This is a genomic window from Palleronia pelagia (genome assembly GCF_900110115.1).
Lineage (GTDB): Bacteria > Pseudomonadota > Alphaproteobacteria > Rhodobacterales > Rhodobacteraceae > Palleronia > Palleronia pelagia.
Window position 1 is genome coordinate 1 of the sequence record NZ_FOCM01000007.1, and the last position, 13,082, is coordinate 13,082.

The following is a 13,082-nucleotide window of genomic DNA, read 5'->3' on the forward strand; positions in this document are numbered from 1 at the left end:
GCGTGGTTGGTCTGGTAGAGCGGCGCGTCGAGGAAGCGATCCGCCAGCGCAGCGGGCGCGATGTCGCCCGAGATCAGCAGCTCGACGTGATCGCGACGCTCGATGGTCCGCGTAAAGGCCGGGCGATCCGCCGGATCGGTCCCGTGCTGGTGGTTGGTGGCGATAGCGGGCCCCATCTCGCGCAGACCGCCGCCGGGGTAAAGCTCCACCGACGATACCCGCCCCGAGGCGTCCGCCAGAACGAGGTTGTAGGCCATGTGCGAGGGCAGCCTCTCCAATCGCCGCAGGGCCTCGCCCACCGTATCGCAGGTTTCGAGCAGGTACCGAACGATATGCGTGATCCCGAAGCCGCGCCCGGTGGTGCCGCGGCCGCCATAGGCTAGCGCGATGCACAGCCCCGCATCGTTGATTCCGTCCGACAGGCCCCACAGGAATTCGACCATGCCGACCACGGGCCGGCACCAGTCGCTGCGCAGCATCAACCCTTCGTTCAGGTCGGGCGACAGATCGTAGTTGCGCACCAGGCGCACCTCGCCCGCCCGCGACTGCGCCGCCAGCGTGCACCCGCCCAGATAGGCAGGCGGGCACCAGCCCGACAGGAACCGCGCCGCCCGGTCGCCGCCGCCGGCCAAGTCGGCAAGCCGCGCGTGGGTCTCGACCAACTCGGGCATGTACCGCCCGAGCGCCGCCTCGCAGGCCGCGCGGTCGGGGCCGTCATCGCCACCCCGGCCGGTGAACCAGGCCTCGTAGGCCGGCCACGACCAGTCCCAGCGTTCTTTCCACTTCGCGCCCGGCGTGGCCTCGGCCACTGCTTCGAAGGTCAGTGAACCGCTCATGCCCGCTCCTCCGGGTCCAGCGACAGGAAAAAGCGCACCATTTCCGCCGAGGCATCTGGTCCGGACGGCGCGGTGTGGCTGCCCTCGGCAGATCCGCCCGACCAGGCGTGGCCGAGCCCGGGGATGGTCCACTGCTCGGCCAGCAGCCGTCCCGAAGGATCGCGATGGACCGTCACTTCGGCGCCGTCATGGGGCGCATCGCTCTGGATGCTGGCCGCGCGACCGAGGGCCGAGGCCATCACCGCGTCGCCGTTCGCGGGCGCGACGGTCGTGTCGGACAGCCCGTGGAACACGATGGTCCGCGCCGGGATCTCGGCCAGGGGGACGGCGGGCGTCGGCTGGCCCTGCATCGCGGCGAAGGCACCGGCGACATCGGACGCCGATCCCGGCGCCAGGCCGGAATGCACACCGACGGCTGCGAAGACCTCGGGGAAGGCACGGCCCAGGATCGCCGCCATCGCGCCCCCCGCCGACAGACCGGTGGCGAAGATCCGACCCGCCGGCACGTTCAGCTCGGCCGCGATCTGGCCGGCCATCTCGGCCAGCAGGGCCGGCTCGCCCCCGGCGCGGGTCTGGTCCTCGGACCGGAACCAGTTCCAGCAGGCCATCTGGTTCGCGGCCCGCGTCTGCTCGGGATAGACGACGACCAGGTTGTGCCGCTCGGCCAGCAGGTTCATGCGCGTGCCGGACGCGAAATCCTCGGCGGTCTGGGTGCAGCCATGCAGCATCATCACCAGGCCTTGCACCGGCTCGTCGCGCGGCGACGGCACAAACAGGCGATAGTCGCGGGCCCCGTGGGCCCCGGCGTGGTGCCGCGTCTCCCACGAAGCGCCGGTGGGCACCTCCGGCGCGCGGACGGGGGCCTGCCCGAAGGACCGCGCGACCCGCTTGCCGTTGAAGAGCGAGTCGATGGTCTGTCCCAGCGGGCGACGCACCCTGGGCGAAGGTTGAGGGGCCGCACCGCCCAGGGCCGCCTGGATCGTGGCGGTGGCCCCGGCGGGGTTTCCGGCGCGCGTCTGCTCGAGCGCCCGGCCCATGGCCGTCGCGAATTGATCGTTCATGTTGTTGGTCCTTGGTCGTCTGTCAGGTGATGCGGTCCGCGAGGGCCGCCTTGATATCACGGGACGCTTGCAGCGCGCCCAGCACGTGGATCGAGCCGATGGTGGCCCGGGCAAGCTCGACCGGCACGTCGTCGGCAATCCGCGCCAGCCCCACCACCCGGATATCGAGCATCTCACCCCGGTCCCGCGCCGCCTCCAGGTCGGCCCGCGTCAGATCCAGCAGGCCCAGCTCCAGCGTATTGCGCCGGATGGACTGGCTGACCTGCTCCTGCTCGGTGGACAGCTGGTTGCGGATCGCGGTGCGAATGAAATCGGTCCGGTTCGAGTAGAACCCGTCGCGCACGAGCAGATCGATGCGCCCCAGGTCCACGTGGCTGAGGTTGATCGTGATTTTTTCGCTGTCGGCCGGCTTGAGCTGGTGAACCTTGGGCATTTGAATCTCCATCCACTTGGATGGTATTTAGATGGCTACGGGCTGGTTAACAAGGGGTGCCTCGCCGACACCCGCGGATTGGCACCACGAAAGAAACGCGAACGGCATCGCGCCGCCGGCTCCAAGATGAAATCGGGGAGCCGAAGCTAAGCGTTTGCAGAAGATCGTTGACGCACCCTCGGCATCCACGGCTTCTCAAAGGTGTCTCGCGCCGGGATGCGGGAGTATGGGTGCTAAAGGCCGTGCCTCTGGGATCACATCAAAGCAAGAAATCCGCCGGGCTGAACGCGTATTGGCCCGCCTCGATGACCAGATCAGCTGTACCGTCACCGTCAACATCGCCGTAGATCGTCCCGGCCGCGACCCACAAGCGCCCGGCTCCGGCTCCCTGCCATGTGAAAGCCTGGTTCCCGTCGCGCGTGATGTCCGCATCGATCCGGGACAGATCGAACAGGTCGCCGGTCTCGAAATCCGTGACCGAATCGACGCCCCAGGCGCCGCTTTCTTCGACGCGGTTGTATTGGAACACGTCGTCCCCGCCCTGCCCGCTCAGTCGGTCCGATCCGCCGCCGCCGTGGATCCTGTCCGCGCCCGGTCCCCCGTCGATTCCATCGTCTCCGGAGCCGCCGAAGATCGCGTCACTCCCACCGCGCCCGAATATGCGATCGTCCCCACCGTTTCCGTAGATTGAATTCGCGGCATCGTTGCTCAGGATCAGGTCCGCATCGTTCGAACCTATCGCATCGATGGACGCATCGCCGATCAGCTCCAACTTCTCGAGCTCGGCCGTCATCGTGAACGACACCGTCGATGTCGCGCTGTCCCAGTCGGCGCCAGCATAGACCGTCGTATTCGACTCGGTGATCGTGAATTGGTCCTTGCCGGCGGTGCCCAACAGCACCGGGCCGTCGGAGCCGGAGTCGCCGGATGCGCCGCCCTCCGTCGACACGTGGAAACCGATGCCATCAACCATGACCGTGGCATTGCTGAAGATCAGCGTCTCGACGCCCTCGACGATGTCATTGCCCAAGGTGCCAGTGATGTCGCGAATGGAAATTCGGCCGTCGAGACGCGCTTCGAGACGAAAGTTCTCGTACACTGCGTCGTAGCGCGCGACGTCGTCGCCGCCCGCACCGATCATCAGATCATCGCCCTCGCCACCCCGCAGCGTATCGTTGCCGGCGCCGCCCCGAAGGATGTCGTCGCCGCCTCTGCCGTCGAGATCCCCGCCGGTCTCGAATGCCGTGACATCGTCCGCCAGACGCGTTCCGACGAGGGTCCCGAAACGGATCGAATTGACCCCTTCTGCGGTTGGTGCCCCATAGCTGGCCCCCTCGAGATTCACGAAACTGCTGGACTCGATCACGTCCGAGTCCGCATCGCGCAATGACCGCTCCACCAGAACGCTGTTGTTGTGGTCGCGCCCGCCGTGAAAGTTGATATCGCGGTCGGTCTGAAGGACATGAACCTCGTTTCCAGCCGCTGAACGCCAGGACGCGAAAGTGATCGAATGGCGCATATCCTGGTCGCCGTGGTTTAGGAAGCGGCTGTCATAGACGTCACGGATCTGAAGGGCATATCCATTCCCGCCCTTCCCCTTGTTATGCGCGGCCGAAACGAAGGTGCCATCGGTGACCAGCTCGCGCGACAGCCCGGTATTAAAGCCGAGCGAGGGAACGTTCCTGGCGACCACATCGTGCAATCGAGCGCCGGAAGTGCCGTGTAGTTCGACAGCCGCGACACGCTCGTGCTGTGGCATCGTGTTGCTGAAATCTGACGGATCCGGGACATCGAGGCCGTAATCGATGGTGAAGCCGCCCAGACTGACATCCTCCAGCAGATCGATTTCCTGAACGGTTGTCTCGACGGTGTCGAACTCGAAGTGCACTCCCGAGGTCAGGACGAGGGTCTGGCCTCGAACCTCGGCCACCTCGACGATCGAGGTGCGCAGCGGCACGCTTTCGCGCCACGCGGTGTCACCGATCTCGGCGAAGAAGTCATCCGTGTTCGCGCGCTCGAGATACACGAAGTCCCCGGCCTCGAAGCTGTGTTCGCCGCTGATTGCAAGCTCGGTCGCCCCTTGGGCTACCGCTTGCGACAGCTTGAATGCGTCGGTCCTATCGCCCCCGTCGACGCGAAATGCCTCTTGCGAGCACCCGTCAGCCATGCGGATCGTGACTGCCTCGGACCCCACGCCCTCCAATGCGATGTTCTCGCGCGACAAGATGATCGTTCGGTCGAAGTGGTAGGTTCCCGCCTGCAGCTCGATGCGCGTTCCCGTGGCGACCGTGTCGATCATGCCCTGCAATTCGGACGCGGTTATCTGCGGGCCGACCTGCAGGTCGAAATCGGTCTGTGGCGCGGGAACGCTCTGATCGGCGATGGCAATGGCTGCGTCTTGGGATGTCGCGATGAAGCCCCCCGCGACGCTTTCGCCCGGCGCTACATCGGCGGCCGCGATGCGATAAGTGTCCTGGGAAAGTCGTTCGAGAGTCCCTGCGCCCCAGAACTTCTCGACCTCGCCAATGAACCGGACGTCTATGGAAACCGCACCGGGAACATTTGAGCTGTTCGTGAGTTCGTAGTCGGACCTGAAGCCCCCAATCCACTGGCTGGTGAGGTTGAGTGTGCTCATCGAATGGTAGCTCGCCGTTGACTGTGATTGACCTCGCCGCGTAAGGCGGAGCTCCACAGCTCTCGCGCGAATGTGTCATTTTCGGGTCCCGTTTGCGTAGAATTTCCAAACCACGCATAACACTTGCTAACCGTGACTTTCGCGACGGCGGCGGGATCGCTTCGACCACCTCGTCGCGCGGGCGTCGACCGCACTCAGGCCCGGTTCCCCACGTGGGTTTCGAAGCAATTCCCGCCCTGACGGCGCAGGCCGGTTTGGCTGCCGCCCCCCATCCGCGCTGTTAAATTTAGACCTATGGTTTCAGTCGGAACGCGCGTGAATGCTGTCGTGAATTGACGGCGTGGAAGGCCGGTTCCCGCAGTGGTCCGTCGCCGGTGCATATCCATGACGGGTTACGCTGGTCTGGACCGAGATGGCTGTCTGATCCTTCCTCGACGCCCGAAGCAGGGAACCGACCGGGGCTCGATGTTGACCTGGCACTGTGGTCTGAATGGTGCCCCCAGCAGGAGTCGAACCCGCGACCTACTGATTACAAATCAGTTGCTCTACCAACTGAGCTATAGAGGCACGCGGCCCGTATAAGACCACGGGCCGGTCTTTGTCCATGGCCGGTGCGCGCGTCAGCGGTTGGTTCGCGCCAAGATCGCCACGGCGCCGAGCCCCACCAGCATGACCAGAAGGGCGGCCGGTGCGGCTTCGCCGATGCGCTCGAGCGACGCCTGTTCGTAGACCCGCGTGGCCAGCGTGTTGTAGTTGAAGGGCCGCAGCAGCAGGGTTGCGGGAAGCTCCTTCACGCAGTCGACGAAGACCAGCAGCAGCGCCGTGCCCACCGACCCGCGGATCAGTGGCAGGTAGATCGCCCGCAATGTGGCGCCCGGGCTGCGGCCCAGCGCGCGCGCGGCCATGGGCAGGCTGGGGGCCACGCGCCCCATGGCCGCGTCGGCGGCCCCCTGGGCGATGGCGAAGAAGCGCACCATGTAGGCCAGCACGATGGCTGCAGCGGAGCCTGTGAGGATCAGGCCTGGATCAGTTCCGGTGATGGCCAGCCAGGTATCGGCCAGCGCGTGGTCGAAGGCCGCCAGCGGCAACAGGATCCCCACGCCCAGAACCGCGCCCGGCGCCGCGTAGCCGATGGTGGTCACGGGCAGCAGCAACCGCGGCAGGGTCGCGCGGGCCAGCCGAACGCCGTAGACCAGCACCAGCGCCCCCAGCACTGTCAGCACCGCCGCGGCCCCGCCGGTGGCCAAGGTGTGCCACAGCGCGCGGCCGAGGTCCGGGTCGATCCAGGCATGGGCATTGACCCAGGCATGGTGCGACAGCACCCCCACCGGCAGCACGAAGCCGAAAGCGAAGGGCAGCAGGCAGGCGAGGCTTGCAAGGGCCGCCTGTCCGCCCGAAAGCCGCGTGCGCGTCAATGGCACGTCGCTGCGCGACAGCCTGAAGAAGCGCGAGCGGCGGCGCGACAGCTTTTCCAGCGTCATCAGCGCCAGGACCAGCGCCAGGATCACGCAGGCGATCTGCGCCGCGCCGCCGGCGTTACGCATCTCCAGCCAGACAGTGAAGATCCCGGTGGTCAGGGTCTGCACTCCGAAATATTCTACGACGCCAAAATCGTTGATCGTCTCCATCATCACGATGGCGGTGCCGGCCGCTATGGCGGGACGCGCCATGGGCAAGCCCACGCGCCAGAACCGGGCAACCGGCCCCGCGCCCAGCGCCCGCGCCACCTCGAGCGTGCGGCCCGATTGTTCGCGGAAGGCCGCGCGGGCCATGAGGTAAACGTAGGGGAACAGCGATGCGGACAGCACCAGAAGTGCCGCGCCCCGCGACCGGACCTCGGGGAAGGCGTAGTCGCGCGCACTCTCCCACCCCATCACCGCGCGCAGACCGGTCTGCACGGGCCCCGCGTATTCCAGGAAATCCGTCAGCGCATATGCACCCACATAGGCCGGCACGGCCAGCGGCAGCAAAAGCCCCCATTCCAGCCAGCGCCGGCCGGGGAAGTCGTACATCACCACCAGCCACGCGGTGACGGTGCCCACCGTCGCGGCCAGCGCGCCGACGCCGGCCATGAGCACCAATGAGTTACTCATGTAGCGCGGCAGCGTGGTCGAGAGCAGGTGGCCCCAGATCGGCTCGGTCGGGAACAAGGCCATCCACACCACGGCGGCAATGGGCAGCAACACCAGGCCGGCGATCAGGGCGGCCCCGATCGACCAGCCGTCGATGGCCGATGAAACGCGGCGCGCGGGCGGTGAAATCTGACTCATTTTATCGGCCATGGCCGTGTCTTAGCCCAGCCCGCGGCGGTGGAAAACCGTCAATGCGGCGTCCATGCCGCGTCCGGCGGGCTTGCGCGATTATGCCTCAATTCGTGGACAGCACCATGCTAGGACCGGGGACGATGACCGATCAGCCCATGCGAATCAGCTTCCATATCGGCGCCCACATGACCGAGGGTGAGCGACTGATCAAATCGCTCCTGCGCAACCGCGATGCGCTGGATCACGCGGGCGTCTGCGTGCCCGGCCCGTCGCGCTATCGTCCGGTGCTGCGCGACGTGCTGAACACTTTGGGAGGCATGCCAGCCGATCCCGACACCCAGGACGCGGTGCTGGAAACCATTCTGGAGGGCGCCGACCCCGACCACCTGGTGCTGAGCAATTCCAGCTTCATATCGGTCCCCGCCATGGCCGTGGGCGAGGACCAGCTTTACCCGCGGATGTACAAGGCCGGGTGGCTGCGCAACATCTTCCCCGACCACCCCGTGGATTTCCACCTGTGCGTTCGGGACATGACGACGTTCCTGCCAGCGGTCGTGTCCGCCGCCGGCGACGACGTGGGCTACGACAGGCTGATGGGCGGGACCGATCCGCGCCAACTGCGCTGGTCGGTGCCGGTGCGCCAGCTGCTCGAGGCCTGCCCGGACGCAACGCTGACGCTGTGGTGCTACGAGGACATGCCGCTTCTGTGGGAAGAGCTCATGCGCACGATGGCGGGCGTGGGTCCCGATCTGCATTTGACGGGCCGTTTCGACCTGACACGCCACCTCATGTGCGACGAGGGCATGCCGCGCCTCCGGGCCTATCTGGCCGCCCACCCGCCCAAGTCACGGACCATCGAGCGGCAGATCACCGCGGCCTTTCTCGACAAGTTCGCGGATCCCGATGCGATCCTGGCCCAGCCGGATCTGCCCGGCTGGGACCAGGACCTGCTGGACGACCTGACGACCATCTACGAGGCCGATCTCGGCGATATCGCGCGGATGGACCGGGTGCGCATCCTGTCGCGATAAAACCCGCGCGAACCGCGACCCATCGGCGCAGATCGCGTTCCGCAGGGTGAAATTTCCGGCGGCGATATCACTTCTGGCTCAGTCGCGCGCCCCGGTGCGCCATCTGGACAGGAGGACATCATGCTGCGCGCCGTTGCCTTCGTTTCGGCCGTTTTCATCGGATTGATCGGGACGCCTGCGGCGCCCCACGTGCGATGGTTCGTGGATGGCGAGACGACGCCGCCCGAAAGTTACGCTCTGACGGACCCCATGTTCCTGCTAGCGGGCGCCCTGGCCCTGACGCTTGTCGCCGCGTCGGTCTGGCTGGACCCACGCCTGCCCGCGCCGCCGATACCCCGGTCGAAATGGCGCCACGACGTGATGGAGTTGCTGCGGGTCTTCACCGGTATGAGTTTCCTGCTGACGGCCTATGAGGGGGCCCTGGTCGCCCCGCATCACGCGGTCGGCGGGCCGATGGGCATTGTCCTGCTGATCCTGCAGACGGGCATCGGCATCCTGCTGATCGCCAATCGCTGGATCTTCGCCGCCGCCGCGCTGATGCTGGTGCTGCTGGCCGGCGTCGGACTGAAATTCGGCATCCTGGCGGCGCTGGAATACGCGATGATCGCCGGTATCGCCATGTTCCTGATGCTCAACTTCAACAGGATCGAGGACCGGCGCATCTCGGAGGAACTCAAGGCCTATTCCGTCGACGCGCTGCGGATCTGGACCGGCGTCTCGCTGGTCTCCCTGGCGGTGGGCGAAAAGCTGGCGCCTTCAGCGTTGGGCCAGGCCTTCGTTCAGCAGTACGAGTGGAACTTCATGACGCTGATGGGGATCGGCTTTTTCGATGACAAGCTGTTCGTCCTGTCCGCGGGCATGGTCGAGGCCGCGATCGGGATCGTGCTGATCCTCGGAACCACCACGCGGCTCGCCGTCCTGGCACTGTCCGTGATGATGGCGCTGTCGAACGTGGTGTTCATCCTGCAGGACAATAACGAGGCCGCGATGGTCGAATTCATCGGTCACATGCCGATCATCGGCACGGCGATGGTCCTGCTGGTGCTGGGCTACGGCCGGCGACTGACGATCAGCAGGCTGTTCGAGCGCACGCCTCCGAAAGAAATGCCCCAACCCGCCGAATGAGACCTTCCCGGCCCGCCGCCAGGGCGGGCCAATCGGCTCAGCTCATCCCCAGCGCTTCCTTGTACATCTCCAGCACTGCCTCTTCCTCGGCGATGTCGTCCTTGTCGCGCTTGCGAAGTGCGATGACCTTGCGCATCACCTTCGTGTCGTAGCCGCGCGCCTTGGCCTCGGCCATGACCTCTTTCTGCGCCTCGGCGATGTCCTTCTTTTCCTGTTCCAGCCGCTCGAACCGCTCGATGAACTGGCGCAGCTCGTCTGCGGTGACGCGGTAGTTGGAGTCGAGAACGCTGTCGGCGGTGTCGGTCATGGCGGGGCTCCTTCGGGATGCGCGCGTTGGAAGGCTCGGGATAGCCTCCCGGACGGGCATGGGCAAGACCGCCCGGGGCTTGCGATGCGGCAGACGATGGCCTAGCCCTCCCACGCCCGCGTGGCGGGACGTCAATAGGGGAAACGCCGGATGCAATCACTGATTATAGGCGGTGCGATCGTCGCGCTTCTGGGGCTTCTGGGCCTGGTCTATTGCATTGTCGCCGCGCTCAAGGCCCGCCGCGCGGGCCTGTCAGACGATGCCCTGCGCGCAAGGCTGCAACGGCTGGTGGCGTGGAACTTGGGGTCGCTGATGCTGTCGATGATCGGGCTGGGCATGGTGGTCGCCGGGATTTTCCTGGGCTGATCCGTCCGCTCAGATCGACGCGAAGCCCTTGCCGTTGCGGATCAGGACGTCGATCAGCTTGTGCGGCGTTTCACCCATGTCACGCAGCGCGTTGGCGATCCTGAGCAAGCCCATCCGATCGGCCAGGTGCAGGATGCCGCCGGTGTTGCGCGGCAGACCGAGGGCATGCAGACTTGCCACGTCCAAATCGCCCGTGCGCCGCACGCCGCCGGCGGCGAGGATCTCGACCGCTTCGGCCACCACGAGGGCGGTCCAGGCGGTTCGGATTGCCTCGGCTCCCATGGCCGCGCTTCCGTTGCCGGCCGCGCTACGGATTTCGGCCGCGACGCTGTCGAGATCCTCGAGCCCGTCGCCGCCCGCCCGAAGCAGGATGTCGATCGGCCCGCCTGCGCCCCGGTTCCACGCCCGCCGCTCTGCCTGAACCTCGGAAAAGCCCCGGCGCGCGGCGCGGGCGAGTGGCGTCTTGGCCAGCCCCAGCCCGGCGAGTGCCTGTTCCAGCGCCGGGACGTCGGCCCCCCGGACCAGAAGGCTTTCGCAAGCGGAGAGCCCCGCCTCCTCAAGCCGCGCAAGGACCCGGCCCGGCGTCGGACGCACGACCAGCGGGCGCCGCGCCATGGCCCGCACCAAGGCCGCTGCCGCGTCCCGCGCCTTCTCCGATCCATCTTTCGCCACGGCGATCTCGGCCAGCGCGGCAGACTGGCGCGGCAGGTGAAATCCCACGGCATCCGCCGCCCGTGCCGTCCCTACCAGCGACACGGGATCACTGTCGCTGCCACCCAGCAGGACCGGCACGCCAGGCCGCGTCAGGACGGCTATCGCCTGTGCAAGCTCAGAGCGCAATTCGCGGGCCGAGGTGGCGGCCTCGACCACCATGTCGGCCTCGCTCAGCACCTCGATCTCGGTGCGGGGCGCAAATCGCGCGAGCATGGCATCGCGGCCCGCCTCCGACAGACGCCCGTCAGAGGTCAACGTATCGATCCGGCCCAGTACGGTTTCCGCCGCCCGCGCCAGCCCCTCGTCGTCCAATCCCACGAGGTCGACGCGCACGCCGCGCCGCAACGCGGCCACCGCGATTGCGCCCGCCACCTGCGTGCCGCCGACGATGGCAATACGGCCCGGCAAACCTGCAGCCGGGGGGGTGAGATCCATCTCCTGCTCGACCTGCGCCAGATGGATCAGCGCCCGCGCCCGATCATTATCCAACGCCTCGGTCCGGGCGGTTTCGGCCATTTCAGACGCAACGCCAGACGGAACGGTCAGTGTCGCCTCAACGCCATCGATGATCCGCAAGGCCAGATCGTCGCCACGGGCACGGACGCGCGCGGCGGCGGTGGCGTCGAACAGGGAACCCGGGTCGGAGAGGCCATCGCGCTCGGGCGCGGGCGTGCCCTCATGCGCCAACGCGACGGCGGCGCCTACGGGGTCCGGGTCGACCAGATCGACCAATCCGGCGGGCGCTTTGCCCAGCGCCACGGCGCGACCGCCCAGGAGCATGGCCAGGCTCGGACCACCGCCGACCAGCGATGGCAGGGTCGCCGTGGCCAGTGCGGCTGGCGGCAGACCCAATGATATGTCGTTCAGGCGCAGGACCGCGCCCGGATGCGCCACACGCATGCCCGCCGCGAGCGCCAATTCGGCGCCCTGCGCCGCGGCGAGGCCCGCCAGCGCAGCGATCACCGGCTTTTCGGCCGCACGCAATCGTTCGGCCAGGCGGCGCGGCGCGGGATCGTCAAGGCGGTCCAGCGGCAGACCCCGGCAGAACACGCCCGGCCGCGCGGCTTCGAGCACGACACCACGCACGTTCGCGTCGCCCAGCGCCTGGTCCAATTCCAGGCCCAGCGCAGACAAACCTTGCTCGTCCAGCCAAGCCGGCAGGGTGATGACGGCCACGTCCCGGTCCATGCGGATGCTCATGCCGCGTCCTCGTCCTTGGTAAGATCCACCGCCATGCGGGCCAGCAACGGAATTGCGCGCCCATAGGCACGCGCCTTTTCGGGGTTCGACGCATTGCCCGCCTCGGCCCGCGCGACGACCCCCTGCAGGATCGCGGCCAGACGGAAGAAGGAAAACGCCAGGTAGAAGGGCCAGTTGTCGATGGGCCCGATGCCCCGGCGGTCGCAATAGGCGGCGACATACTCGGCCTCGGACGGAAGTCCCAGGGCCGCACGATCCAGCCCGCCGAGCCCCCGCATCCCCGCGTCATGGGGCAGCCGCCACTGCATGCACTGGTAGGCCAGGTCGGCCAGCGGATGGCCAAGGGTCGACAGCTCCCAATCAAGAAGTGCAATCACATCAGCGGATTGCGGCGCAAACATCATGTTGTCCATGCGGTAATCGCCGTGGACCAGCGCCACCGTCCCGTCATCGGCGGGCCTGTTTCGCTCGAGCCACGCCATGAGATGCGCCATATCGTCTGTGGGTTGGTCGACGCTGTCACGATACTGCCGCGACCAGCGATCGACCTGCCGCGCGAAATAGTCGCCTGGTTTGCCGAAATCGGAAAGCCCCGCCGCCGCGACATCCACATCGTGCAGCGCGGCCAGGGTTTTGTTCATGCCGTCATAGATCGCGGCCCGCGCGTCGCGGTCCAATTCGGGCAGGCTCGGATCCCAGAAGATGCGCCCGTCCAGGTATTCCATCACGAAGAAGGCCCGCCCGATGGGCGACGTGTCGTCGGGCGCAAGCGCCAGCATCGCGGGCACCGGCACGTCCGTGCCTCCCAGAGCAGCCATGACACGGTATTCGCGATCCACGGCGTGGGCCGATTTCAGCAGCTTTCCCGGAGGCTTGGCACGCAGAACGTATGTGCCGCTTTCGGCGTCCAGCCGAAAGGTCGGGTTCGACTGGCCATCGCCGAATTTCTCGACCCTCCGCAGCCCTGCGAAGCCCGGCACGTGATCCGAAAGCCAGGCGTCCAGATCCGCCTGCGTGATGTCCAACCCCTTGATCATGGGGGCACCTTATTGGCCACGCCGGGGGGCGCAACGGTTTTGCAACCGGCGCGATTGACTTTGCCAAGGGCGA

Annotated in this window: 11 protein-coding genes and 1 tRNA gene; 3 read left to right on the forward strand and 9 right to left on the reverse strand. The window is 66.9% G+C overall.

Annotation, left to right across the window (positions count from 1 at the left end; genetic code table 11):
- The 6 genes from BMX96_RS14440 to BMX96_RS14465 form a co-directional block, all read right to left on the reverse strand.
- Positions 1–836, reverse strand: an 836-nt coding sequence (locus BMX96_RS14440; RefSeq protein ID WP_091846888.1) for a C45 family autoproteolytic acyltransferase/hydrolase, incomplete at its 3' end; no start/stop codon positions are given.
- The gene (locus BMX96_RS14445; RefSeq protein WP_091846141.1) at positions 833–1,897 is read right to left on the reverse strand and encodes an extracellular catalytic domain type 1 short-chain-length polyhydroxyalkanoate depolymerase; all 1,065 of its coding nucleotides are present in this window, start codon (positions 1,895–1,897) and stop codon (positions 833–835) included. The genes BMX96_RS14440 and BMX96_RS14445, both read right to left, overlap by 4 nt.
- A gap of 22 nt (positions 1,898–1,919) precedes the next feature.
- Entirely contained in the window at positions 1,920–2,330 is a 411-nt protein-coding gene (locus BMX96_RS14450; RefSeq protein WP_091846142.1) for a CopG family transcriptional regulator, read from the reverse strand.
- 259 nt (positions 2,331–2,589) lie between these two features.
- Positions 2,590–4,965: a M10 family metallopeptidase C-terminal domain-containing protein gene (locus tag BMX96_RS14455; RefSeq protein ID WP_091846143.1), complete on the reverse strand. Its 2,376-nt coding sequence runs from the start codon at positions 4,963–4,965 to the stop codon at positions 2,590–2,592.
- Positions 4,966–5,456: 491 nt separating this feature from the next.
- A tRNA-Thr gene (locus tag BMX96_RS14460) sits at positions 5,457–5,532 on the reverse strand.
- A 53-nt stretch (positions 5,533–5,585) separates the two neighbouring features.
- Positions 5,586–7,235 carry an ABC transporter permease gene (locus tag BMX96_RS14465; protein ID WP_236737083.1) on the reverse strand — a complete coding sequence of 550 codons (1,650 nt, stop codon included), beginning with the start codon at positions 7,233–7,235 and terminating at the stop codon, positions 5,586–5,588.
- 134 nt (positions 7,236–7,369) lie between these two features.
- Here BMX96_RS14465 and BMX96_RS14470 point away from each other — a divergent pair, with 134 nt between their 5' ends.
- On the forward strand, positions 7,370–8,260 hold the full coding sequence (locus tag BMX96_RS14470) for a hypothetical protein (protein WP_091846145.1): 891 nt from the start codon (positions 7,370–7,372) through the stop codon (positions 8,258–8,260).
- Positions 8,261–8,380: 120 nt separating this feature from the next.
- Positions 8,381–9,385 carry a DoxX family membrane protein gene (locus BMX96_RS14475; protein ID WP_091846146.1) on the forward strand — a complete coding sequence of 335 codons (1,005 nt, stop codon included), beginning with the start codon at positions 8,381–8,383 and terminating at the stop codon, positions 9,383–9,385.
- Positions 9,386–9,422: 37 nt separating this feature from the next.
- Here BMX96_RS14475 and BMX96_RS14480 read toward each other — a convergent pair whose 3' ends face one another.
- Complete coding sequence (locus tag BMX96_RS14480) at positions 9,423–9,692, reverse strand: DUF2312 domain-containing protein (RefSeq protein WP_073129109.1); 270 nt, start codon at positions 9,690–9,692, stop codon at positions 9,423–9,425.
- Positions 9,693–9,842: 150 nt separating this feature from the next.
- Here BMX96_RS14480 and BMX96_RS14485 point away from each other — a divergent pair, with 150 nt between their 5' ends.
- Complete coding sequence (locus BMX96_RS14485; protein ID WP_091846147.1) at positions 9,843–10,058, forward strand: hypothetical protein; 216 nt, start codon at positions 9,843–9,845, stop codon at positions 10,056–10,058.
- A 9-nt stretch (positions 10,059–10,067) separates the two neighbouring features.
- Here the strand turns inward: BMX96_RS14485 and BMX96_RS14490 are convergent, their stop codons facing one another.
- Positions 10,068–11,972, reverse strand: a complete 1,905-nt coding sequence (locus tag BMX96_RS14490) for a 3-hydroxyacyl-CoA dehydrogenase NAD-binding domain-containing protein (protein WP_091846148.1) — start codon at positions 11,970–11,972, stop codon at positions 10,068–10,070.
- On the reverse strand, positions 11,969–13,009 hold the full coding sequence (locus BMX96_RS14495) for a phosphotransferase (RefSeq protein WP_091846149.1): 1,041 nt from the start codon (positions 13,007–13,009) through the stop codon (positions 11,969–11,971). The genes BMX96_RS14490 and BMX96_RS14495 overlap by 4 nt, the downstream gene beginning before the upstream one ends.
- Positions 13,010–13,082 lie beyond the last annotated feature (73 nt).